Origin of the sequence: Arthrobacter sp. YD4 (assembly GCF_030410515.1) — a bacterium.
In the GTDB taxonomy this organism is placed as follows: domain Bacteria; phylum Actinomycetota; class Actinomycetes; order Actinomycetales; family Micrococcaceae; genus Arthrobacter.
Map to the genome: position 1 here is coordinate 420593 of NZ_JAUHHD010000001.1, position 23646 is coordinate 444238.

The 23646-nt window shown below is 68.2% G+C and carries 24 protein-coding genes and 1 tRNA gene; 5 read left to right on the forward strand and 20 right to left on the reverse strand.

Annotation, left to right across the window (positions count from 1 at the left end; genetic code table 11):
• Positions 1-9: 9 nt before the first annotated feature.
• Complete coding sequence (locus QWJ39_RS01940) at positions 10-1683, reverse strand: AMP-binding protein (protein ID WP_290256006.1); 1674 nt, start codon at positions 1681-1683, stop codon at positions 10-12.
• Positions 1684-1807: 124 nt separating this feature from the next.
• Between QWJ39_RS01940 and QWJ39_RS01945 the strand changes: the two genes are divergently transcribed.
• The gene (locus tag QWJ39_RS01945; protein ID WP_290256007.1) at positions 1808-2086 is read left to right on the forward strand and encodes an antibiotic biosynthesis monooxygenase; all 279 of its coding nucleotides are present in this window, start codon (positions 1808-1810) and stop codon (positions 2084-2086) included.
• 120 nt (positions 2087-2206) lie between these two features.
• Here the strand turns inward: QWJ39_RS01945 and trxA are convergent, their stop codons facing one another.
• The 8 genes from trxA to QWJ39_RS01985 form a co-directional block, all read right to left on the reverse strand.
• A complete protein-coding gene (gene trxA / locus QWJ39_RS01950; RefSeq protein WP_290256008.1) occupies positions 2207-2611 on the reverse strand; it encodes a thioredoxin in 405 nt (134 codons plus the stop codon).
• 124 nt (positions 2612-2735) lie between these two features.
• Entirely contained in the window at positions 2736-3281 is a 546-nt protein-coding gene (locus QWJ39_RS01955; RefSeq protein ID WP_290256009.1) for an acyl-CoA thioesterase, read from the reverse strand.
• Positions 3282-3365: 84 nt separating this feature from the next.
• Positions 3366-3920, reverse strand: a complete 555-nt coding sequence (locus QWJ39_RS01960; RefSeq protein ID WP_290256010.1) for a GNAT family N-acetyltransferase — start codon at positions 3918-3920, stop codon at positions 3366-3368.
• A gap of 4 nt (positions 3921-3924) precedes the next feature.
• Entirely contained in the window at positions 3925-5091 is a 1167-nt protein-coding gene (locus tag QWJ39_RS01965; RefSeq protein WP_290256011.1) for an EAL domain-containing protein, read from the reverse strand.
• Positions 5088-5264, reverse strand: coding sequence for a DUF1059 domain-containing protein (locus QWJ39_RS01970; protein WP_290256012.1), 177 nt, complete (start codon positions 5262-5264; stop codon positions 5088-5090). The genes QWJ39_RS01965 and QWJ39_RS01970 overlap by 4 nt, the downstream gene beginning before the upstream one ends.
• Positions 5265-5447: 183 nt before the next feature.
• Positions 5448-5870: an STAS/SEC14 domain-containing protein gene (locus QWJ39_RS01975; protein WP_290256013.1), complete on the reverse strand. Its 423-nt coding sequence runs from the start codon at positions 5868-5870 to the stop codon at positions 5448-5450.
• Between the two features lie 135 nt (positions 5871-6005).
• Positions 6006-6087 (reverse strand) — tRNA-Tyr (locus tag QWJ39_RS01980).
• Between the two features lie 208 nt (positions 6088-6295).
• Positions 6296-6550 carry a hypothetical protein gene (locus QWJ39_RS01985; protein ID WP_290256014.1) on the reverse strand — a complete coding sequence of 85 codons (255 nt, stop codon included), beginning with the start codon at positions 6548-6550 and terminating at the stop codon, positions 6296-6298.
• Between the two features lie 202 nt (positions 6551-6752).
• Here QWJ39_RS01985 and QWJ39_RS01990 point away from each other — a divergent pair, with 202 nt between their 5' ends.
• Entirely contained in the window at positions 6753-7244 is a 492-nt protein-coding gene (locus QWJ39_RS01990; RefSeq protein WP_290256015.1) for a YajQ family cyclic di-GMP-binding protein, read from the forward strand.
• Between the two features lie 115 nt (positions 7245-7359).
• Here QWJ39_RS01990 and htpX read toward each other — a convergent pair whose 3' ends face one another.
• Together htpX and QWJ39_RS02000 are read right to left on the reverse strand one after the other, a co-directional pair.
• The gene (htpX, locus tag QWJ39_RS01995; RefSeq protein ID WP_290256016.1) at positions 7360-8229 is read right to left on the reverse strand and encodes a zinc metalloprotease HtpX; all 870 of its coding nucleotides are present in this window, start codon (positions 8227-8229) and stop codon (positions 7360-7362) included.
• A 75-nt stretch (positions 8230-8304) separates the two neighbouring features.
• Positions 8305-9576, reverse strand: a complete 1272-nt coding sequence (locus tag QWJ39_RS02000; RefSeq protein WP_290256017.1) for an MFS transporter — start codon at positions 9574-9576, stop codon at positions 8305-8307.
• Positions 9577-9657: 81 nt separating this feature from the next.
• Between QWJ39_RS02000 and QWJ39_RS02005 the strand changes: the two genes are divergently transcribed.
• Both QWJ39_RS02005 and QWJ39_RS02010 read left to right on the forward strand, forming a co-directional pair.
• Positions 9658-10125 carry a Fur family transcriptional regulator gene (locus tag QWJ39_RS02005; protein ID WP_290256018.1) on the forward strand — a complete coding sequence of 156 codons (468 nt, stop codon included), beginning with the start codon at positions 9658-9660 and terminating at the stop codon, positions 10123-10125.
• Between the two features lie 26 nt (positions 10126-10151).
• The gene (locus QWJ39_RS02010) at positions 10152-11648 is read left to right on the forward strand and encodes a catalase (protein ID WP_290256019.1); all 1497 of its coding nucleotides are present in this window, start codon (positions 10152-10154) and stop codon (positions 11646-11648) included.
• Between the two features lie 111 nt (positions 11649-11759).
• On the opposite strand, the gene QWJ39_RS02015 is transcribed toward QWJ39_RS02010, so the two are convergent.
• The 9 genes from QWJ39_RS02015 to QWJ39_RS02055 all read right to left on the reverse strand — a co-directional run bounded on the left by QWJ39_RS02015 (position 11760) and on the right by QWJ39_RS02055 (position 22395).
• Positions 11760-12629, reverse strand: coding sequence for an ABC transporter ATP-binding protein (locus tag QWJ39_RS02015; RefSeq protein ID WP_290256020.1), 870 nt, complete (start codon positions 12627-12629; stop codon positions 11760-11762).
• Complete coding sequence (locus QWJ39_RS02020) at positions 12619-13392, reverse strand: ABC transporter permease (RefSeq protein ID WP_290256021.1); 774 nt, start codon at positions 13390-13392, stop codon at positions 12619-12621. The genes QWJ39_RS02015 and QWJ39_RS02020 overlap by 11 nt, the downstream gene beginning before the upstream one ends.
• On the reverse strand, positions 13389-14144 hold the full coding sequence (locus QWJ39_RS02025; protein ID WP_290256477.1) for an ABC transporter permease: 756 nt from the start codon (positions 14142-14144) through the stop codon (positions 13389-13391). Before QWJ39_RS02025 ends, QWJ39_RS02020 begins: the two co-directional genes overlap by 4 nt.
• A gap of 86 nt (positions 14145-14230) precedes the next feature.
• Entirely contained in the window at positions 14231-15214 is a 984-nt protein-coding gene (locus QWJ39_RS02030; protein ID WP_290256022.1) for an ABC transporter substrate-binding protein, read from the reverse strand.
• Between the two features lie 247 nt (positions 15215-15461).
• Complete coding sequence (locus tag QWJ39_RS02035; protein WP_290256023.1) at positions 15462-17036, reverse strand: amino acid permease; 1575 nt, start codon at positions 17034-17036, stop codon at positions 15462-15464.
• Positions 17037-17142: 106 nt separating this feature from the next.
• The gene (locus QWJ39_RS02040) at positions 17143-17559 is read right to left on the reverse strand and encodes a DUF779 domain-containing protein (RefSeq protein WP_290256024.1); all 417 of its coding nucleotides are present in this window, start codon (positions 17557-17559) and stop codon (positions 17143-17145) included.
• A gap of 83 nt (positions 17560-17642) precedes the next feature.
• Positions 17643-19166 (reverse strand): aldehyde dehydrogenase family protein, encoded by a 1524-nt coding sequence (locus QWJ39_RS02045; RefSeq protein WP_290256025.1) that lies wholly within the window; start codon positions 19164-19166, stop codon positions 17643-17645.
• A gap of 167 nt (positions 19167-19333) precedes the next feature.
• The gene (locus QWJ39_RS02050; protein WP_290256026.1) at positions 19334-20764 is read right to left on the reverse strand and encodes a helix-turn-helix domain-containing protein; all 1431 of its coding nucleotides are present in this window, start codon (positions 20762-20764) and stop codon (positions 19334-19336) included.
• Positions 20765-20955: 191 nt separating this feature from the next.
• Entirely contained in the window at positions 20956-22395 is a 1440-nt protein-coding gene (locus QWJ39_RS02055; RefSeq protein WP_290256027.1) for an FAD-dependent oxidoreductase, read from the reverse strand.
• 307 nt (positions 22396-22702) lie between these two features.
• On the opposite strand from QWJ39_RS02055, the gene rarD reads away from it, so the two are divergent.
• A complete protein-coding gene (rarD, locus tag QWJ39_RS02060) occupies positions 22703-23635 on the forward strand; it encodes an EamA family transporter RarD (RefSeq protein ID WP_290256478.1) in 933 nt (310 codons plus the stop codon).
• The last annotated feature ends 11 nt before the right edge of the window (positions 23636-23646 follow it).

Here is a 23646-nt window from a genome sequence, read left to right on the forward strand (position 1 = left end):
GGACCCGGGTCAGAGGCCCAGGCGCGCCACGGCCTCCAGCCGCATGTCGACCTTCCGGATCTTGCCGGACACGGTCATCGGGAAACTGTCGCGGACCTCCACGTACCGGGGAATCTTGTAGTGCGCCAGCTTGCCGCGGCAGAAGCCGGCCAGGGACTCGGCGTCCATCGGGCCGGCCTCCGGCTTGAGGATCACGCACGCCATCAGTTCCTCCCCATAGGTGGCATCGGGAACGCCGATCACTTGCACGTCCTGGATGTCCGGGTGGGTGTAGAGGAACTCCTCGATCTCGCGCGGGTAGATGTTCTCGCCGCCCCGGATCACCATGTCCTTGATCCGGCCCTCCACCACGATGTAGCCGTCCTTGTCCATCCGGGCGAGGTCGCCGGTGTGCATCCAGCCTTCGGGGTCGATCGCCTCGGCGGTCTTCTCCGGCTGGTTCCAGTACCCCTGCATCACCGAGTAGCCGCGCGTGCACAGTTCGCCGATCTCGCCGCGCTGCAGCACCTCGCCGCTGACGGGATCGATGATGCGGCTCTCCAGCTGCGGCATGGTCCGGCCTACGGTCTGGGTCCGCTGCTCCATGGTGTCCACGCTGCGGGTCATGGTGGACACCGGCGAGGTCTCCGTCATGCCATAGCAGATGGCCACATCGCGCATATTCATCTCCGCGATCACCCGATTCATCACCTCGATAGGGCACAGGGAACCGGCCATCACCCCGGTGCGCAGGGTGGAGAGGTCGTAGGACGCGAAGTCCGGCAGCGCCAGCTCCGCGATGAACATCGTGGGGACGCCGTAGAGCGAGGTGCCGCCGAAGTCCTGGACGGCTTCCAGCGCGGCGGCCGGCGAGAAGCCGCGGCCGGGGATGATGGTGGCCGCGCCGTGGCTGAGCGCCGCAAGGTTGCCGATCACCATGCCGAAGCAGTGGTAGAAGGGCACCGGCAGGACCACCCTGTCGTGTTCGGTGTAGTCCAGCAGCTCACCGATCGAGTAGCCGTTGTTGAGCAGGTTGTGGTGGGTCAGCGTCGCGCCCTTGGGGAAGCCCGTGGTGCCGGAGGTGTACTGCAGGTTGATGGCGTCGTGCGGATCCAGACCCGCCATCCGGTCCTTGAGCGCGGCATAGGGGACGTCGTCGGCGCGGCGGAGCAGCTCCGCGTAGCCCTGCTCGGCGTCGTTCTCCGGCTCCGCCCCGGTGAGTCCGGGCTGGCCCGCGGGCAGGAACACGAGTTCCTTCAGTTCCGGGCATTCCGCCAAGGCCTGCCGGGCCATGGCGGTGTAGTCGCTGTTCTTGTCCGACGGCGCCGTGACCAGCATCCTCATCCCGTTTTGCTTCACGACGAACTCGAGTTCGTGGCTGCGGTAGGCCGGGTTGACGTTGACCAGGATGGCGCCGATCTTGGCGGTGGCGTATTGCAGCAGGGTCCACTCGGCGCAGTTCGGGCTCCAGATTCCCACCCGCTCCCCCTTGGCGACGCCGACGGCGAGCAGCGCGCGGGCCAGCCGGTCGACGTCGTCGTTCATTTTGGCGTAGCTCCAGCGCCGGGCTTCACCGCCCGGGACGGCGGCGGCCTCGATGAGGGCGTCATGGTAGGGGAACCGGGCGGCGATCCGCTCAAAGTTCGCGCCAATGGTTTCATCGATCAGCGGGACGTCAGTGTCCCCGGCGGTGTACGCAAGCATGATGTGACGCTACCAACACGCCGTCGGCAAGAGAAGAGGAAAGCGTGGATGTCCTAGGAAATCTTTCGGTCGCCCGGGGCGCCGCCCGGGGCGCCGCCCGGGGACGCCAGCTAGGCTGGAGGACATGAGCGAACCCATTGATCTGCGAGCCACTTTCATCCCCAACGACGGCGAATTCTTCCGCGTGAAGCTTGCCCTCGAGATTGCGATCGACGAGGTGGTCAATGAACCCGGCTGCCTGCGCTACGAACTGACCGAGGCCACGGAAGAGCGCCTGGTCCTGACCGAGCAGTGGGCCAGCCAGGAGGACCTGGACCGGCACGCGAAGGGCAGCGCCCTCCAGGACCTGAACGAGTCCCTGAGCGCCCTGCTGGCCGAGCCAGTGAAGGTGGAGCGGGTCTAGCCGTTCGGCGGGGTAGCCCACCGCCTATAACGACACAACGCGGGGCCGCTCCAGGCTCGCCGTCCTTGGAAGGATGGGGCTGGGGCGGCCCCGCGTTGGTTGTGACGCCGGCCGTGGGGCCTAGGCGTCGGGGATCTGCGTGCCGTCCTGCTTGGTGGCGGCTTCGGCCTGCGAGCGGGCGACGTGGGCGTGGACTTCCTCCATGTCGAGCGCCTTGACGGCGTCCACCACCTGTTCCAGCTGCTGGGCGTTCAGGGCGCCCGGCTGCGAGAAGACCAGAACCTTCTCGCGGAACGCCATCAGGGTGGGGATCGAGGTGATGCCGGCCTCCGCGGCCAGCTGCTGCTCGGCCTCGGTGTCCACCTTGGAGAACACCACGTCGGGGTGCTTCTCCGAAACGGCGGCGTAGGTGGGGCCGAACTGCTTGCACGGGCCGCACCATTCGGCCCAGAAATCTACCAGGACAATATCGTTGTCCTCGACGGTCGCTGCGAACTGTTCACCTGTAATGTCTACGGTTGCCATTTCTCAACGGTACGCGAGACGGGCCGGAAAGTCGCCGGTGTTTCGCTCGTGGCTCATCCGGCCGTCCGCCCCGCACGCGTGCTCGGACGGGTCCCCCGGCGGGCGCGGAGGTGAGTACGTCCGGTCAGCCCCAGAGGTGCGGCGCCGGGCGGCGGGCACCCGGGAGGGCGTTGGTTTCGCGCCAGGAGTGCAGCCATTCGGGCAGTTCGAGGCCGGCGGGCGGCTCGCCGAATTCGCGCAGGATGTCCTCCTGGCTGACCGGCTTGCCCTTGCTGACCAATCGGGTGGCGATGTGCGCGCGGGCGTAAATCTCGCCGTCGACCACCATCCGCTGCTCGAAGTAGATGGCCTTGGAGTCCAGGCCGATTACCTTGGTTTCGATGGTGTACTGCTGCCACAGCTGCAGCGAGCAGCGGAACGCGATGGTCTCGCCCGCCACCACGGGGGTCCAGCCGCGCCGCCGCATGGCCTTCCAGGTGCCGCTGCGCGCCATCAGGTCGAACCTGCCGAGGTCCATGAGCGAGAAGTACATGCCGTTGTTGACATGCATCGCGATGTCGATGTCCGTGGGCAGGACCCGCAGCGGCAGGCTCGCGGCGTCCCAGATGCCCAGCTTAGGGCGCCGGGACGCGTTCATCAGGAGGAAGAGGGTGCGGAGCAGCAGGTGCATGCCAGCTATGTTACCCGCGGGTAACTATGGTGCCAATCATGACGAAGCGTGGCGGGACGGCGGGGCAAGCCCCGCGGACGCTGCTTAGTACAGCAGCCGCTGGAACAGGAGGTGGTCCTGCCAGCGCCCGGCGATCTTCAGGTACTGCGGGGCGACGCCGATCTCGTCGAAGCCGGTGCGCCGCAGCACCTTCTGCGAGGCGTCGTTGTGGAGCAGGGTGGCCGCCTGGATCCGGTGCAGTCCCAGGGTGGTGGATGAGGCTTCGAGGACGTGGGCAACGGCGGCCGAACAGATCCCGCGGCCGTTGAAGTCCTGGTCCACCCAGTAGCCCAGGTTGGCGCTGAGGAACGGGCCCCGCACGATGCCGCTCAGGGTCATGCCGCCGATCACCCGGCGTCCGGAGAGCAGGATCCAGGGCACGCCGGTTCCCGCCTCGAACATCCCCAGCTTCCCCCGGGTGTTGGCGAGCTGGCCGGCTGGGGTCAGGAACTCTTCGCCGCGGACCGGCTCCCAGGGCGCGAGGTGCGCGCTGTTGCGGCGGTAGGCATCGGCGAGCTCACCGGCGTCTTCCTCCCGAACGATGCGCATGACGACGCCGTCCGGCAGGTCGGCGGCCAGCAAGGAATCGGGAGGGGGCATTTCCCTATCCTTCCACCGCATCTGCTCCGGGTGCGGCCAGGGCAAGGATCATGCGCTCCATCCGTGCGACCCCGGCGAAGCGGCCGGCGTTGTCCGTGACGAGGAGGGCCTCGTAGCGCTGCTCCCGGGGCCGGGTCATGGACCGGGCCAGGGCCTGGTCCAGCGGGGTGTCGAGATTGACTCGAATCCCCTGGCTGACCACGCCCATCGCTGCCGCCCCCGGACTCAGGAGTGCGACCGGCCGGAGGTGCTCCCCGAGCAGGACCACATCCTCCAGGGCCGGGTTGGCTTCGAAGGCATCCGCTGCCGCCGCGACAGTCGGGACGGCAGGAGCCGCCTCCACGATGTCCCGGATGACCGTCTTGTCCGCCACCGTGCGCGAGCTGGCCAGCCGGTGCGCGACGTCAAGCTCGATTCCGGCCCAAGGCGGCCCGGGCCGGGCAAGGTAGTAGCCCTGGACCAGGGGGACGCCCAACGCCACCAGGGCGTCGAGTTCCTCGGACCGCTCCACGCCCTCGGCCAGGATCCAGGCGTCGACGCGGCTTGCGAAGGCGCCCATCATCTCGATCAGGGCCCGCTTCGCCTCGTCCCGGTCGACGTCCTGGATCAGCTCGCGGTCGATCTTGATCATCGAGGGCCGCAGCGCGAGCAGGTGGCGCAGGCCCGCGTACCCGGCACCGGCGTCGTCGACGGCGATCAGCGCGCCGGCCGAGCGCAGCTGGTTCAGGTCCGGCTCGAGGCCGACATAGGAATCGATCGGAGTCTGCTCGGTGAGCTCCACAATCAGGCCGCCCAGCTGCCCCTCGTCCCGCCAGACGGAACGGACGCACTCGGAGGTCAGCAGCTCCGGGGAGATATTGACCGTCAGGAAACAGTTGGGAGGCAGGGCCGCCCTCGCCCGCAGGGCTGTGCGCAGTGCGGCGGCCTCCAGTTCGGCGGCCTTGCCGTGGGTCCGCGCCGCGGCAAACCAGACCTCAGGGTTTTTCTCTGTGTAGCCGGGGAAACGCGCGAGCGCCTCGTACCCGACGACGCTCCCGCGGGAGGTGTCCACGATCGGCTGATACGCCGTCGCAAGGCCCTCGCCGCGGCAGGCGGCGGCGAGCAGGGCGTCCCAGTCCGGCGGCGTTGCCGTGCCGGTTTCCGGGCCCGACCTGCCCGCCCCGTGACTCAACTGACCGGACGGATGGACTTCTGCACCGACGAGACCAGCTCGTGCGGCAGTTCAGTCAGGCCATGGACGGACGCGGCGTGCGCACCGACCTGGACCAGGATTTCATCTTCAGTGCTGCAGACCCAGCGTGCTTCACAGCCCGGGACCACGTCACCACATGCAAACGACTTCACTTCAGCTCCTATGCTTCAACACGAATAACGGCACAACCCTACTTCCCGGTAGGGTCCGCCAACCGATTGCACGGAAGATGACTTTTTCGGCGCGCCGCGGGGTGACGTGGGGTGCCGGATTGGGGGGATGTCCGGGAGCCGCCCCGGGGTGGATTCGTCGGAGGTTCGCGTCCGCGGCGGGAGTTAGGCCGGGGTGGGTTCGACGGCGTTTGCGACGGCAGGCTCGTGATCGAAGGCCGAGGGCCGCTCGAGCCCGTTGAGCCACGCCTCGGCGTCGTCGATGTCGGTGAAGTACCGCTGGGGGCAGTCATTGCCGCGGCGCATCCACGCCGCCACCACGCGGTCCACATTGGTGGCTCCCACGAGGGCGACGGCGCACACGAAGCGGCTCTCCAGATAGTGGTTCCTCGCGCCGGCGCTGACATCGACGTCGCTGATGTCGATCAGCAGGGGCAGCATCCGCCCGGCGCTGACCTTGCCAACCGCCAGCACGGATTCCATGGCGTCAACGGCTTCAACGGAGGAACCCTTTGCCCAGCTCAGACGCAGAATGCCGCTCCGGTCGAGGGTGAGCGTACCCTTTCCCGCCGCCAGGCTGATGTCCATGTCGAATCCTTTCCAGCGCCAGAATAACCCCGGTGCGCCGGATCGGTGCGGTGGCCCGCGGTCCGCGCGCGGATGTGACGCCGGGCAAAAGAAAAGCCTCCGGAACCGTGATGGTTCCGGAGGCTTTTCCGAGGGTGGCAGATGAGGGATTCGAACCCCCGTAGGCGTTGCCAGCTGATTTACAGTCAGCCCCCTTTGGCCGCTCGGGTAATCTGCCGAACTTCAAAAGAAGATCACTCGCGCCACCGTCCTGGTTCGTCCTGTTTCCAGTTCGTTCCGTGTCCGGCAACCGCGGGCAAGACAACTTTACAGAACTTCCGCCGAAGAATCGAATCGGCCCCGCAGCTCCCCGTGAAGGCCACTCAAGGGCCCGAACGACGGCGGCAGTACGCGGCGGATGCGGGCCGCGGCTAAATGGGTTGCGGTCAGGATTCGCCGAGGATGCGTCCGGCCAGCTTGGCCTCGAAGCGGGCCGCCTGCTCGGACGTGACCTGGTTCAGTTGGACGGCCCGGGCGAGGTCGGCGTGGACGCCGTCGAGCCGGGCGATCGTCCCGGCGGCGGGGCTCAGGACCACCGAAGCGGCCAGGGCGGCCGCGGCCATGGAGGTGGCCGCCGTCGTCAGTGAACCGGCGGCCGCAGCGGTGGTGGCGGTGACGTATTGGATGGCTTTGCGGCTCATGGGCCCTGCCTTTCGTGAAACTCTGTCAACGCCTTCAACCCTGCCGGGCCAACCTTCGTTCCCACCCGCGTTTCGCTTTGAGCCGACTGTGAACGCACCCGCTCCGTCCGGGCCATCCGTATTAGGCTGGATGGCAGGAAGTACCGCCCTTTCCGAGGGCCGGCACAGCGAAACATCACCGACAAATAGCAGGAGGACAGTCATGGCAGGCGAATCCACATTCGACGTCGTCAGCAAGGTCGACAAGCAGGAAGTTGCCAACGCGCTGAACCAGGCCCAGAAGGAACTGGCCCAGCGGTACGACTTCAAGGGCGTCGGCGCCGAGGTCGACTTCAGCGGCGAGAAGATCCTGATGAAGGCCAACTCCGAGGAGCGCGTTCTGGCCGTCCTCGACGTCCTGCAGTCCAAGCTCATCCGCCGCGGCATCTCGCTGAAGTCCCTGGACACCGGCGAGCCCTACCCCTCCGGCAAGGAGTTCCGCCTGGAGGCGAGCATCAAGGAAGGCATCGCGCAGGATCTGGCGAAGAAGATCAACAAGCTGATCCGCGACGAGGCACCGAAGTCCGTGAAGTCCCAGATCCAGGGCGACGAGCTCCGCGTGACCTCGAAGTCCCGCGACGACCTGCAGGAGACCATGGCCCTGCTGAAGAACTTCGACGAGGCCGACCTGCAGTTCGTTAACTTCCGCAGCTAACCTCGCACAGTTTTCGACGCGCAAAAGACCTGTCGCTCCCGGTATTCCGGCAGCGGCAGGTCTTTTCCGTGTCGCGGGGCGGTTTCAGCCTCGCGGGGCGGTGAGCTGAAGGGCCCTAGCCCAGCCGCTGGCCCGCCATCCGCTCCAGCCGGTCGATCCGGTCGGCCATGGGCGGGTGGGTGGAGAACATCCGGGCCATGCCCCCGCCGCGGAACGGGTTGGCGATCATCAGGTGCGAGGCGTTGACCAGCCGCTGGTCCTGCGGCAACGGCGCCAGCTGCACCCCCTGTTCGATCTTGCGCAGCGCCGAGGCCAGCGCCAGCGGATCCCCGGTCAGCGCCGAGCCGTCCTCGTCGGCGTCGTACTCGCGGGTGCGGGAGATCGCCATCTGGATGAGGGACGCGGCGAACGGCGCCAGGATGGACATGGCCAGCAGGGCTAGCGGGTTGGCGTTCCGGCGGTCCCCGCCGCCGAAGAAGAGCAGCAACTGCCCCACCGAGGTGATCACGCCCGCGACGGCGGCCGCGACCGAGGAGGTGAGGATGTCGCGGTTGTAGACGTGCATCAGCTCGTGCCCCAGGACGCCGCGGAGCTCCCGCAGGTCCAGCAACTGCAGGATGCCTTGGGTGCAGCACACCGCGGCGTGCTGCGGATCGCGGCCGGTGGCGAACGCGTTCGGCGCCATGGTCGGGGAGATGTAGATCCGCGGCATCGGCTGGTTGGCCCGGGCAGAGAGCTCCCGGACGATCTGGTACAGCTGCGGCGCCTCGGCCTCTGTGACCGGGAAGGCCTGCATGGCCCGGATGGCGAGCTTGTCGCTGTTCCAGTAGCCGTAGAAGGTGGTGCCGACGCCGATCAGCGCCATGATCCACAGCGGGGCCGAGCTGCGGGTCCCTGACGCGATCAGGGCACCCAGTGCCAGCAGCACCGCCCACAGGGCACCGAACAGGGCGGCCGTCTTCAGGCCGTTGTGATGGTTGTGCACAGATCCTCCCACGCCGAACCGGAACCGTCCCCCGGCGCGGAAACGCCGGGCCCGTTCCACTCTGGAAACGAACTGCTACGGCACCGGGTTCCGGGCATCATAGCGCAGGAAACCGGACTGCCACCGTGCCACCAGCCAGGCCGCCACGGCGCACAGGACGCCCCCGGCCAGGAGTACCCAGCCCTCGCTCAGCAGCTTGGTTGCGCCGCCGGCCAGCAGGTCCCCCACGCGAGGCCCGCCGGCGACGACCACGACGAACACGCCCTGCAGCCTGCCGCGGAGATGATCGGGCGCTGCGGACTGCAGGATGGTGGTGCGGAAGACGGCGCTGACCGAGTCGGCGATGCCGGCGAGCGCGCAGCAGAGCGCGGCGGGAATCAGCCAGGCCGTCACCCCGGCACCTCCGGAGCGGCCGGCCAGGACGACGACGAGCCCCAGCCCGGCGACCGAGGCGCCCCACCCCATCACGGACCAGACCACGGCGGTCCCCTGGGCGCGGACGCCGCCCAGCGGACCGGAGAACAGCCCGGCCAGGAAGGCGCCGACGGCGGTGGCGGCCAGCAGGATGCCGACCGTGGCCTCACCGCCGCCGATCATCAGGGCGCCGATGGCCGGCAGCAGGGCCCGCGGCTGGGCGAGGATCATGGCGATCAGGTCGATCACGAAGGTCATCCGCAGGTTGGGTCGGGTGCCGAGGAAGCGGAAGCCTTCCACCACAGAGCGCAGCCCGGCCCGGTGCGTCACCCGGTCCGGCGGCATGGCCGGCAGCTTGACCAGGGCCCAGACCACGAAGGCGAAGCTGGCCACGTCGATGGTGTAGGTCCAGGCGAAGCCGATGGTGGCCACCAGGACGCCGGCCAGCAGCGGCCCGGCGGTCATGGACAGGCCCATGCTCATCATGGACAGGGCGTTCGCGGCAGGCAGCAGTTCCTTGCGGACCAATACCGGGATGATGGCGCTGCGGGCCGGCTGGTTAATGGCCTGGGCGCCGCTTTGGACCGCCACTAGGGCGTAGAGCAGCCAGACGTTGCCCACCTGCAGCCAGGCCTGAAGCGCCAGGCAGCCGGTGGTCAGCCAGAGGACGGAGGAGGCCAGCAGGGCCACCCGGCGCCGGTCGTGGGCGTCGGCGATCGATCCGCCCAGCAGCCCGCCGAGAATCAGGGGGACCAGGGCGAAGATGCTCAGCAGGCCCACGTAGAAGCTGTCCTGGGTGAGGCGGTACACCTCCAGGCTCACGGCCACCAGGGTGAGCTGGCTGCCGACGGCGGAAGCCGCGGTTCCCAGCCACAGGCGGCGGAACGCCGGGCTCTCGCGTAGCGGCGTGATGTCAGCCAGGAATTTCCCCACCCGGCAACCCTACTGGGACGGCAAGGCTAACTAAGTCCAGCCTTATTGCGACTTGCTCAAAATAGATGCTTGAATGGGTCCATGAACGCTAACCCGGGCAGCAGCGACGCATGGGCCGACGCCCTGCGCGCCCACGGCCGCCGGGTGACCAAGCAGCGGCTGGCCGTGCTCGACGCCGTCGAACGCCACCCGCACTCGCCGGCCGAGCGCATCCTGGCCGCCGCCCGGGAGGAACTCCCGGAGCTCACCGCGCAGTCGGTCTACGTGGTCCTTGGCGACCTCACCGAGCTGCAAATGCTGCGCCGCTTCGAACCCCCGCACTCCCCCGCCCTGTACGAGACCCGGGTGGGCGACAACCACCACCACGCCGTCTGTATCGGGTGCGGGCGCGTGGAGGACGTCGAGTGCGCCGTCGGCCACGCCCCCTGCCTGACCCCGCACTGGGGCTCCGGGACCGCACCGATGACCATCCAGATCGCCGACGTCCTGTACCAGGGCATCTGCGAAGAGTGCCAGCGCACCCAAAAACTGCCCGCCCACAGCAACTAGGTTCACAACAACAATTGAGGAGAACGATGACTCAGAACATTTCTGCGCCCGTGTCCACGACCCAGTCCGGCGCGCCGGTCACGTCGGACGCCCACTCGCAGTCCGTCGGTGCCGACGGCGCCATCATCCTGACCGATCACTACCTGATCGAAAAGCTCGCCCAGTTCAACCGCGAGCGGGTTCCAGAGCGCGTCGTGCACGCCAAGGGCGGCGGTGCCTTCGGTACGTTCAAGACCACCGAGGATGTCTCGAAGTACACCAAGGCAGCCCTCTTCCAGCCGGGCACCGAGACGGACATGCTGATCCGCTTCTCCTCCGTCGCGGGCGAGGCCGGCTCGGCCGACACCCTGCGCGACCCGCGCGGCTTCGCGATCAAGTTCTACACCTCCGAGGGCAACTACGACCTCGTGGGCAACAACACCCCGGTGTTCTTCATCCGCGACGGCATCAAGTTCCCGGACTTCATCCACTCCCAGAAGCGTCTGCCGGGCTCGCACCTGCGGGACGCCGACATGCAGTGGGACTTCTGGACCCTCTCCCCCGAGTCCGCCCACCAGGTCACCTGGCTGATGGGTGACCGCGGCCTGCCCGCCACCTGGCGCGAGATGCAGGGCTACGGCTCGCACACCTACCAGTGGATCAACGCCGAGGGCGAGCGCTTCTGGGTCAAGTACCACTTCAAGTCCAACCAGGGCGTCAAGTCCCTGACCAACGACGAGGCGGCGGAACTGGCCGGCAACGACGCGGACTTCTACATCCGCGATCTGCGCGAAAACATCGACGCCGGGAACTTCCCCGCCTGGGACCTGCACGTCCAGGTCATGCCCTACGAGGACGCGAAGACCTACCGCTTCAACCCGTTCGACCTGACCAAGGTGTGGCCGCACGGCGACTACCCCCTGATCAAGGTCGGCACCATGGAGCTGACCAAGAACCCGGAGAACTACTTCGCGCAGATCGAGCAGGCCACCTTCGCGCCGTCGAACTTCGTCCCGGGCATCGCCGCCTCCCCGGACAAGATGCTGCAGGCCCGCATCTTCTCCTACGCGGACGCGCACCGCTACCGCGTCGGCACCAACCACGCCCAGCTGCCGGTCAACGCCCCGAAGAACGAGGTGCACAACTACAGCCAGGACGGCGCGGCCCGCTACCACTTCAACGCGCCCACCGTTCCGGTCTACGCACCGAACTCCCTGGGCGGCCCCGCCGCCGTCGAGCCGCAGAACCCGGCCGGCGGCTGGGAGAACGACGGCGCACTCACCCTCTCCGCGCACTCCCTGCACGCCGAGGATGACGACTTCGGCCAGGCCGGCACGATGTACCGCGAGGTCTACGACGACGCCGCCAAGGCCCGGTTCCTGGAGACCATCACCACCGCCGTGGGCGGCGTGAAGAACGCCGACATCAAGGAACGCGCCATCCAGTACTGGACCAACGTCGACGCCGAGCTCGGCGCCAAGCTGCGCTCCAACCTCGGTGCCGCCAACCCGTCCGACGCCGAGGCCGCCAACAAGATGGCCTAAGTGTCCCCGGACACACAGCAGGACACAACAGCGCCCCGCCGCGGATCTTCCGCGGCGGGGCGCTGTTGTGTGTCGCCGGTGGCGGCCGTGTCAGGCTCAGGCGGGACAGACTCAGGCGGGTTTGGCCGCACTGCCGGCCTGGGCGGGCTCCGCCGCGGCGGGGCGGTGGCCCTTCTTGGCCAGCTGGATCTGCTCGTATACGTGGTGCCGGAGCTCGGTGAACCGCGGCAGGGACCGGGTCTCCAGCTGGTCCCGCTCCACCGGCAGGTCGATCCGGATGTCCTCCTGGACCACCGTGGGCGAGCTGGAGAGGATGATGACCCGTTCGCCCAGGTAGACCGACTCATCGATGTCGTGGGTGACGAAGAGGACGGTCACGCCGAACTTCTTCCAGATCGTCCGGATCAGGTCTTCCAGGTCGGCGCGGGTCTGCGCGTCCACCGCGGCGAACGGCTCATCCATCAGCAGCACCTCGGGCTGGTACGCGATGGCCCGGGCGATCGCCACGCGCTGCTGCATGCCGCCGGAGAGCTGCCAGGGGTAGGACCGCGGCACGTGGGACAGGCCCACGGCCTCCAGCGCCTCGTCCACCAGCCGGTCACGTTCGGCCTTCGGCACGCCCTGGTTCTTCAGCGGCAGCGCCACGTTGTCCCGGACCCGCATCCAGGGGAAGAGGGAGCGGCCGTACTCCTGGAAGACCACCGCCATCTTCTTCGGCGGCCCGGAGACCCGCTTGCCGTCGAGCAGGACCTCGCCCTCGGTGGGCGCCATCAGGCCCGAGATGCACTTGAGCAGGGTGGTCTTGCCAGAGCCAGAGGGACCCACCAGGCATGCAAGTTCCCCGGCGCGCAGGTCGAAGGTGAGGTTGCGGACGGCTTCGATGTCGCCGCCGTCGGTCTGGTAGACCTTCTTCAGTCCGCGGACCGAGAGCATGGCCTCCGGCCGGATGGTCCCCGCCTCGGGGGTGGTGTCAGGCTGCATTTTCTACCTCTTTCTGGCCGTGGTACCAGCGCAGGATGTTCCGCTCGGCCCACTGGAAGATGAACGACATCGTCACGCCCAGCAGCCCCAGCACCACGATGCCGGACCACATTTCCGGGATGGCGAAGGAACGCTGGAACTGCACGATGGTGAAGCCAAGCCCGGAGGACGAGGCGAACATTTCGGAGATGACCATCAGGATCAGCCCGAGCGAGAGGGACTGGCGGACACCCGCCAGGATCTGCGGGCTGGCCGAGGGCAGCACCAGATACCGGACCCGGGCCCAGCCGGAAATTCCGTAGGTGTGGGCCGAATCGGAGAGGACCCCGTCGACGGCGCGGACACCCTCGATGGTGTTCAGCAGCACCGGCCAGACGCAGCCGGAGATGATCACCGCGATTTTCATGGAGTCGGTGATGCCCATCAGCAGCATCAGCACCGGGACCAGCACCGGCGGCGGAATGGCCCGGAAGAACTCCAGGGTGGGTTCCAGCAGGGCGCGCAGCCACCGGACGGAGCCGATCACCACGCCGCCGACGACGCCGATCGCGATCGCCGCGACGACGCCCACCAGGAGCCTGCCGATGCTCGGCAGCACGTCCGAGAAGAACCGCGGGCCGAACCAGGTCTGGGCGAACTTCTGCACCAGCGCCGCGGGCGTCGGCACGAAGAAGTTCACCGCGCCCAGGGTGGAGGCCCACCAAAGCAGGACGAGCAGCACCGGCAGCGCCAGCACGTAGCCCAGGGTTTTCAGGGCTTTCATAGGATCACCTCGGAGCGGACGGAGGAGTGCCAGGACAGCGTCTTCTTCTCGATCAGCCGCATCAGGGCGTTGATCACGACGCCGATCAGGCCGGTGGCCAGCACCAGGGCGTACATCCCGGATATGGCGCCGCCGGACTGCGCCAGCGCGATCTCCCGGCCCAGGCCCGGGGAACCGATCACGAGCTCGGCCGTGATGGCCAGGACCAGTGCCACGGTGGCCGCCAGCCGCACGCCGGTCATCAGGTAGGGCAGCGCCGTCGGGAAGACGACGTAGCGGATCCGGGCCAGCGGCCCGAGCCCGTAGGTCTTGGCCGTGTTGTTGGCGACCATGTCGACGTCGGCCACGCCGTAGAGCACCTGGATCAGGACCTGCCAGAAGGCGGCGTAGGTGATCAGCATCAGCGAGGATTCCAGCTTCACGCCGAACAGCAGCACGGCCAGCGGAATCAGCGCCACCGACGGGATGGGCCGCAGGAACTCCACCGTGGAGTTGGTGGCCCGGCGGAGGAAGGTACTGGACCCGATCACAAAGCCCAGCACGACGGCGAGGACGATCGCGAGGACCAGCCCCAGGAACCAGGCCTTCATGGTCTCCCCCACCGAGACCCAGAACGCGGTGAGGCCCAGGTCGCGGACCAGCGCCATCACCACCTCACTGGCCGGCGGCAGGTACTTGGCGTCGATCAGGCCGAGCCGAGGAATCAGCTCCCAAGTGGCCAGGAATCCGAGGATCCCGGCCAGGCCCAGCAGCCGCTGGCCGGGGAAGGCGCGTTTGCCCGTACGGCGGCCGCGTCCCGCACGGGTCGTGCGGCCGCCGGTGGCGAGGGCGTCGGCACTCACGGCAGCAGGTCGCCCGCGTTCGGGGCCTTGGAAAGGGTGCCGTACTTGGCGGCGGCGTCGCCCAGGGTCTTGAAGGCGTCCTTGTCGAAGGTGACCGTCCAGTGCGTGAGGGTCATCTTGGAGCGGGCGGCCTCGTCGATCTTGGTGTAGGTGCCCACGATGTCCCGGACTTCCTGCGGGTGGGCCTGGGCGTACTCGAGGGACTTGTTCATGGCCCGGGTGAACTTCTGGGTCAGCTCCGGCTTGTTCTTGATGGTGTCGGCCTTGGTGAAGTACCCGGCGATGTCCAGCTTGGGGCTGACGTCCACAAAGTTCCAGGAGACCACGGTGCCGCCGTCGGCCAGGGCCTTGGACATGAAGGGTTCGAGGATCCAGGCCGCGTCCACCTGCTTGTTGGCGATGGCCGCCGGCGCGTCCGGGAAGGCCACCTCGACGAACTTCACGGAGGAGGGATCGCCGCCGTCCTTCTCGATCGCGGACTTGATGCTGGTGTCGCCGATGTTGGACAGGTTGTTCACGGAGACGGTCTTGCCGGCCAGGTCCTTGGCGGACTTGATCGGGGAACCGGCCGGGACGACGACGCCGCCGACGTCCTTGCCCTTCTCACCGGTGGTGGACGCGCCGTTGGCGACGAACTTCAGGTCGAGGCCCTTATCCCTGGCGACCATCACGGAGATCAGGTTGGAGAAGGCGAAATCGAAACTGCCGCTGACGACGCCGGGAACGATCGCGGCGCCGCCGGTGGCCGTCTGGATGTCCAACTGGAGTCCCTCGTCCTTGAAGAAGCCCAGCTTGTTCCCCAGGTAGACCGGCGCACAGTCGACGATCGGAATAACGCCGACGCTGACCTTGGTCAGGTCTCCCCCGCCGGCGGCCCCGCCCTGGGCGGTGCCGCCCGTCGAGCTGGGCGATCCGCTGCCGCAGGCCGTGAGGGCCAGGACGGACGCGGCCGCCAGCAGGGAGAAGGTACGACGTAACATGTTCACTCCTTTGTGCACTGCGGCCCGGGAATGACTCGCCCCCACCACCGCCAATGTTCGCTTTTCGAACAAACGTTCAAATATCAAGTCTGGTCTAAGGCTACTGTGAGGTCAACCACATCCGGGGCATTGTTACGGCTCTGAGACAGGTCGCCGGGCACAGCAAAGCGGGGCCACTCCGGGCCCGTCCGGCGGTGCCGGACGGGACGGAATGACCCCGCTGTGCGGTGCTGCGGGAGGCCGCCCGCTAGGGGCGGGAGACCTTCTCGGAGGCCACGTTGCTGGGTTCGTCGGTGCCGGGTTCGCCGGTGCCCGCAGCGGCCGGGCCGCTGACGGACGCCCGCGCCTCGGCGAACTTCTCGTTCAGCCGGGAGTGCCGGCGGCCGTAGGAGAAGTAGATAATGATGCCCACCACGAGCCAGAGGGCGAAGAAGATCCAGGTCTCCACGGCCAGGTTGGTCATCAGGTAGAGGCAGAGCACGGCGGAGACCACCGGAACCACCTTGCCGAACGGCACGCGGAAGGACGGCTTGAGGTCCGGCCGCTTCCTGCGCAGGACCAGGATGCCCAGGCTGACCATCACGAAGGCGGACAGCGTGCCGATGTTGATCATTTCTTCCAGCAGGTCCACCTTGGTCAGGCCGGCCACCAGAGCCACGGCGGCACCGCAGATGATCTGCAGCCGGGCCGGGGTGGCGCGGATGGTGCTGGTCTTGGACAGGGAGCGCGGCAGCAGGCCGTCGCGGCTCATCGCGAGGACCACTCGGGACAGGCCCATCAGCAGCACCATGATCACCGTGGTCAGGCCCACCAGGGAGCCGAAGGCGATCACCTTGGCGGCGTCGTTGTTGCCCACGGCCTCGAAGGCGGTGGTGAGCGTGGGGCTCTCTGCCTCCGCGAGCTTGCTGTAGGGGACCATGCCGGTGAGAGCGAGCGAGACCAGGATGTAGAGCACGGTGACGATCGCGAGGCCGCCGAAGATGCCGCGCGGCAGGGTCTTCTGCGGATTCTTGACCTCCTCGGCGGAGGTGGCGACGACGTCGAAGCCGATGAAGGCGAAGAAGACCAGCGCGGCGCCGGCGAAGATGCCGAGGGTGCCGTACTGGGCGGGGGCCGCGCCGGTGAGGAAGCCGAAGAAGGACTGCTTGAGCACGTCGGTGGTGCCGGTGCCGCCGGTGGGCTGGGAGGCCGGGACGAACGGGCTGTAGTTTTCAAACTTCACGTAGGTGAAGCCCACGACGATGACGAAGAGGACGACGGCGATCTTGATCAGCGTGAAGACATTGCCGACGCGGGCGGACAGCTTTGTCCCCAGCACCAGCAGCACGGTGAAGACGGCCACGATCAGGAAGGCGCCCCAGTAGAGGTCGATCCCGCCGAGGGAGATGGACGGCGGGACGTCGAGCCCCATCAGCGCGAAGACCTTGCTGAGGTAGATGCCCCAGTACTTGGCGATCACGGCGCCGGCGGTGAACAGTTCCAGGATCAGGTTCCAGCCGATGATCCAGGCCAGCACCTCGCCCATGGTGGCGTAGGTGAAGACGTAGGCGGAGCCGGCCACGGGGATGGCGGTGGCGAACTCGGCGTAGCACATGATGGCCAGGGCACAGGTGACGGCCGCGATGGCGAAGGAGATGGTGACGGCGGGGCCGGCGAAGTTGGCGGCGGCCTTGGCGCCGACCGAGAAGATCCCGGCGCCGACAGCGACGGCGACGCCCATGATCATCAGGTCCCAGGTGCTGAGCGAGCGCTTGAGCTTGCGGCCGGGCTCATCGGCGTCGGCCATCGACTGCTCGACGGACTTGGTCCGGAAAAGGTTCATAGGAAGGTCCACGGTCTCTATAGCTGGGGAAAACGGACCTATTAATAGTAGTGTCCATCCACTGGACGGCCGCTTTAATCCCACATGGTGAGACGGTGAGGGTGTCTTAAACCGGCCAGTCCATCAGCGTGGAGCGGATCAGGAAGCGCTTTCCCTCGGGCGCCTCGACCGAGAAGCCGCTTCCCCGGCCGGGCACGACGTCCACCGTCAGGTGGGTGTGGCTCCAGTAGTTGAACTGCTCGCGGGACATCCAGAACTCAATCGGCTGGGCTGCTCCCGCGCCGGTGTCCGCGGCGATGTCGAAGCGTCCCAGCAGTACGTCGGAGCCGCCGGTGATGAACTCCCCCGCCGGGTAGCACATGGGCGAGGAGCCGTCGCAGCAGCCCCCGGACTGGTGGAACATCAGCGGCCCGTGCTGGTCCCACAGTTTGCGCAGCAGCTCCACGGCTTCGGGGGTGAGGGCCACCCTGGAGAAGTCCTCGCCGGGGAGGGTGGACGCCGCGTCGAGCACGGGCTGGGTCATGGCGGACTCCTGGAATTGGGCGGGGTGAACGGGGGTGCGGCGGGCCGGTCCCGTATCCGGGGCCCGCCCGCCGCTGCCGCGGCTTAGAAGAAGCCGAGCTTGTTCTCGTTGTAGCTGACCAGCAGGTTCTTGGTCTGCTGGTAGTGGTCGAGCATCATGGCGTGGTTCTCGCGGCCGATGCCGGAGGACTTGTAGCCGCCGAACGCCGCCCCGGCCGGGTAGGCGTGGTAGTTGTTCACCCAGACCCGGCCGGCCTGGATCTCGCGGCCGGCGCGGTAGGCGACGTTGCCGTTGCGGGACCATACGCCGGCGCCGAGGCCGTAGAGGGTGTCGTTGGCGATCCCCATGGCGTCGTTGTAGTCGCTGAACCGGGTCACCGAGACCACCGGGCCGAAGATCTCCTCCTGGAAGATGCGCATCTTGTTGTGGCCCTCGAAGATGGTGGGCTGGACGTAGTAGCCGCCGGCCAGGTCGCCGTCGAGCTCTGCGCGGGCGCCGCCGGTGAGGGCCTTGGCCCCCTCCTGCTTTCCGATGTCGATGTAGGAGAGGATCTTCTCCAGCTGGTCGTTGGAGGCCTGGGCGCCCAGCTGGGTGTCGGTGTCCAGCGGGTTGCCCTGGATGATCTTCTGGGTCCGGGCGAGGGCGTCGGCCATGAACGAGTCGTAGATGCCTTCCTGCACCAGGGCGCGGGAGGGGCAGGTGCAGACCTCGCCCTGGTTGAACGCGAAGAGCGTGAAGCCCTCCAGGGCCTTGTCGTAGAACGCGTCGTTGCTGTCGGCGACGTCGTTGAAGAAGATGTTCGGGCTCTTGCCGCCGAGCTCCAGGGTGACCGGGATGAGGTTCGCGGAGGCGTACTGGCTGATCAGGCGGCCCGTGGTGGTCTCGCCGGTGAAGGCGATCTTGCGGATCCGCGGGCTGGAGGCGAGCGGCTTGCCGGCCTCGACGCCGAAGCCGTTGACCACGTTGACCACGCCGGCCGGGAGCAGGTCGCTGATCAGTTCCATCAGGACCAGGATCGAGGAGGGGGTCTGCTCGGCGGGCTTGAGGACGACGGCGTTGCCGGCGGCGAGGGCGGGGGCAAGCTTCCAGACGGCCATCAGGATCGGGAAGTTCCAGGGGATGATCTGGCCGACGACGCCGAGCGGCTCGTGGAAGTGGTAGGCGGTGGTGTCGTCGTCGAGCTGGGAGAGCCGGCCCTCCTGGGCGCGGACGGCGGAGGCGAAGTAGCGGAAGTGGTCGGCCGCGAGCGGGATGTCGGCGTTGAGGGTTTCCCGGATCGGCTTGCCGTTGTCCCAGGTTTCGGCGACGGCCAGCAGCTCGGTGTTCTCATCGATCCGGTCCGCGATCTTGTTCAGGATCGCGGCGCGTTCGGCGACCGAGGTCTTGCCCCAGGAGGGTGCCGCCTTGTGCGCGGCGTCCAGGGCGAGCTCGATGTCTTCGGCGGTGCCGCGGGCGACCTCGCAGAACGCCTTGCCGGTCACCGGGGTGATGTTTTCGAAGTATTGGCCCTTCACCGGGGCCACCCACTCCCCGCCGATCCAGTTCTCGTAGCGGTCCTTGAACTGGACCTTCGAACCGTCGGTACCGGGTTGTGCGTAAACAGTCATTGCTAGCTCCTTTGCTGTGCAAGGTCGGTGGCGGACGCGGCCGGGACATCACGGGCCGCCGCTGCCCCCAGCGTAGGAGCGGGAAGGTTGCAGCCAGGTTGCATCGGAGTGATCCGGATTACGTTTCGAGCTGCGTCCCCGGTGGCGGCTGCGGGGGTGCGGGGCGGTCAGGCGCTGAGTTCGGCTTCGAGCCGCTCGAGTTCGGTGACGACGGCGGCCCGGCGCGGCGAGCGGGCCGGGAGCAGGCGGAGGGCCGCGGCGCGGACCTCGACGTCGTCCCGGGCCTCGGGCAGGGCGGCGTACTTCAGGAGGGCGTCGGCGCTGCCGTCGGTGAGCACGGCCTCGCGCAGCAGTGTCGCGACCCGGCCGCGGAGTTCGACGACGCCGGGCGCCTCGGAGCCGGGCAGGACGGCGCCGCGGTAGAGTTCCAGCGCGATCCGGTGCGCGCCGCGCTGCAGGCAGCCGAGCACCTGTCCGGTGTCCGGGACCAGGTCCACCGGCAGGCGGTAGGGCCGGGATTCGGGTACGGCGGCGGGGTTGAGTTGCTGGAAGACCTTCCGCAGCCGCACCATTTCGGCCCGGAGCGTGGTGGGAGAGCCGCTGCCCGGATAGAGCAGGGCACTGAGCCGCTCCGCCGTGAGGCCCTCCGGGTGGGAGCTGAGCAGGGCCAGGATCTCGCTGTGCCGGGCCGAGAGGGTGACGGTCCGTCCATTGAGGGTGAGCACGGCCTGGTCACGGCCCAGCAGCTGCAGCCCGTTGCGGTAGAGAGTGCCGCCCGCGTTTCCTGTGCCCCGTCCGGCGGCGGTCGCGGCGGCTCCGCCGGCCGCCGTGGCGGATCCGGTCGGAGAGGTGGTGGTCCGGCGGCGGCCTGCGGGGGCGAGCCGGGCCGCCTCCCGCTGCAACCGTTCCACCCGCAGGTGTGCCTGCGCGGCGGCGACGGTCGCCTCGACGAGGGACAGGGTGTGCGGGGCGACGGCGTTCTCCGTGCCGGTGATGTCGACGACGCCGAGCAGGGCGCCGGAGTCCGGATCATGGAACGGCACGGCCGTACAGCTCCACGGGTGGACGGAGCGCTTGTAGTGTTCGGCGCCGGCGATCTGGATGCCGCGGCCCAGGGCCAGGGCGGTCCCCGGCGCGCTGGTGCCCACGGTGGCCTCGGACCAGTCCGCCCCGGGGACAAACATCATGGACTCGGCCCGGCGCTGCAGGACCGGGTTGCCCTCCACCCACAGCAGCCTGCCCACCTCGTCACCCACGGCCACGAGCATGCCGCTGTCGTGGCTGGGCAGGATGAGGAGCTTGTGGATGACGGGCATGATGGCGGCCAAGGGGTGCTGCCGCCGGTATTCCTCGAGTTCGTCGCGGTCCATGGCCAGCGGGGCCTCGGGGTTGTCCGGGTTGGCGCGTGACCGTGCGGAGCGCTGCCACGATTCCTGGACCAGGCTGCGCAGGCCGGGGACCGGGCCGTCGGGGAGGCCGGCGGTGTCACCCGCGGTGCCGAGGAGTTCGTGCCCGGCGCGGGCATACCGCTGCGTCAGCTCCGGGTCGGGTCCGGCGTAGGATCCGTGCGGGGCTGGCTGCTGGAGCGGATTCCTCATTGAACTCCCCTGGCCGGCATCGGCGTCGATGCGCTGCAACTCGTCCCGTCGAGTCTACGGTCGCGGCACGCCGCCCGCCAGAGGATGGACCGACGTCGTTCGTGGCCTGCGACACGGAAAATGCCCGCCGCCCGGGTTATTCCGGGGGCGGCGGGCATGATGCGCGTCGACAGTGCAGGACTGCCGCGGCGTCAGTCGCGGGAGATCCGGATCATGTCCTCGCGCGGGACCACCTTGACGCGTTCGCGTTCGATTCCGTCGGCCGGGTGGGCGGCGGTCCAGGCGGCGCCGAGTTCCTTCTCGTGGGCGTCGAGCTTGTTCCAGCCTTCCCAGGTGGTGTATTCGACGCCGCGTTCCTCGAGGAGGTCGATGATGGCCTGCGGGTCCGGGTTCTGCGCCGGGGGCAGCGTGAGCCGGTCCTCCAGCAGGAATCCGATGGTCTCCAGGGCGTCGCCCTTGGTGTGGCCAATCAGGCCGACCGGGCCACGCTTGATCCAGCCGGTGGCGTAGATCCCGGGGACCGGGCTGCCGGCGGTGTCGAGCACGCGGCCGCCCTCGTTGGGGATGACGCCGCGGCGGGCGTCGTACTCCAGTTCGGCCAGGGGCGAGCCGTGGTAGCCGATGGCGCGGTAGACGGCCTGGACCGGGTAGTCGACGAACTCGCCGGTGCCCTTGGCGTTGCCGGTGCCGTCGAGCTGCATGCGCTCGAAGGTCATGCCGGTGACCTTGCCGGGGTGGGCGGGGTCGTCGTGGATCTCCACTGGGCTGTGCAGGAAGTGCAGGTGCAGTCGGCGGGACGCCGTGAGTTCGGAGAGGTCCTCGGGCTGCTCGGCGATCCAGTTCGTCAGCGTGCCCACCATGGTCTTGATCTGGTTGTTGGACTGGATTGCTTCGTCGGAGGCCTCGTCGAACTCGAAGTCCTCCGCGTAGAGGACGATGTCCACGTCCTTGGAGTGCGAGAGTTCGCGCAGCTCAAGCGGGGTGAACTTCACCTGGGCGGGCCCGCGACGGCCGAACACGTGCACGTCGGTGACCGGGGAGGCCTTGAGCCCGGCGTAGACGTTGTCCGGGATCTCGGTGACCAGGAGGTCGTCGGCGTGCTTGGAGAGGATCCGGGCCACGTCCAGGGCCACGTTGCCGTTGCCGATCACCGCGATTTCCTTGGCCTCCAGCGGCCATTCCCGGGGCACGTCCGGGTGCCCGTCGTACCAGGAGACGAAGTCGGCGCCGCCGAAGGAGCCCTCCAGGTCGATGCCGGGGATGTTCAGGTCCGCGTCCTTGATCGCACCCGTGGCGAAGATGACGGCGTCGTAGAAGGCCCGGAAGTCGCTGAGGGTGAGGTCACGGCCGTAGGTGACGTTGCCGAGGAAGCGGATGTCGCCGCGGTCCAGGACCTTGTGCAGGGCGTTGACGATGCCTTTGATCCGGGGGTGGTCCGGGGCCACGCCGTAGCGGATCAGGCCGTAGGGCGCAGGGTAAGCCTCGAAGAGGTCGATGCTGACCTCAAGGTCCCCGTCCTTGACCTGGTTCGACTTGGTCAGGATGTCCGCGGCGTAGACGCCGGCCGGTCCGGCGCCGATGATGGCGACGCGGAGGGGACGATTGGACGGTGATTCGGCCGAGTTGGACACCGGGAACCCTTCTGACTCTTGGCGGATGCGCCGGCACGATGCGGCGCGCAGTCTTCCATTCTAGATGCCCGCGCCCGCTCCCGGCCCGGAAAACGGGAGCGGGCGTGATGGACGTCGCAGTGCGGCGGAGTCCCGGACACGGCCCGGCGGGAGGAATAGGGTCCGCGGAGGTGATGTTATGTCTCCTGTGCCTACTTCCGACGGATCCTCCGCTCCCACCGCCCTGACCTCTTCGGGAGACGCTTCCCCCGCAGTGAACGGCGTCGCCCGCGGCAGCGGTCCCGGCCCGGCGGCAACGCGCTCGGTCATGGACAAGGCAGCGGACAAGGAAACGACGACGGGCATCCTCTTCGGCATCGGCGCGTACGGGCTGTGGGGGCTCCTCCCGCTCTATTTCTATGTGCTGAACCCGGCCGGCGCCGTGGAGATCGTCGCCAACCGCGTCGTCTGGTCGCTGCTGTTCTGTGCGCTGCTGATCACCGTGTCCCGCGCGTGGCCCGCCATCGGCGCCGCCTTCCGCAACCGCACAGTGTTCGGCACCCTGGCCCTCGCGGCCGGCCTGATCGCGGTGAACTGGGTGACCTACACGTACGGCGTGACCACCGGCCAGGCGGTTGAGACGTCGCTGGGGTACTTCATCAACCCGCTGGTCTCGGTGCTGCTGGGCGTCTTCGTCCTGAAGGAGAAGCTGCGGCCGCTGCAGTGGGCGGCGGTGGCGGTGGGCTTCGTCGCCGTCGGCGTCCTGACGTATTCCTACGGCAAGCTGCCCTGGATCGCGCTGACCCTGGCCTTCAGCTTCGGCCTCTACGGCTTCGTGAAGAAGCGGGTGGGCCCGCGCGTTGACGCCCTCACCAGCCTCAGCGTGGAGACGTTCGTCCTGGCCCCGATCGCCGCGGTGGCGATGGTGGTCCTGGCGGTCACGGGTGCCGCCACGCTGACCAGCAACGGCTCCGGCCACTTCTGGCTGCTCGCCGCCTCGGGCGTGATCACTGCCGTGCCCCTGCTCTTCTTCGGCGCCTCCGCGCGACGGCTGCCGATGACCACCATCGGGCTGCTGCAGTACTTCGCTCCGGTGCTGCAGTTCATCGTGGCGCTGGTGGTTTTCAAGGAGGCGATGACCCCGGAGCGCTGGGTTGGCTTCGGCGTCGTCTGGATGGCGTTGCTGCTGCTGACGGCGGACATGCTCCGGGCCGCCCGCAGGAATGCAGTGACCCGGAAGCGCGCCCGCGCCGCCGCCTAGTTGTTAGTAGA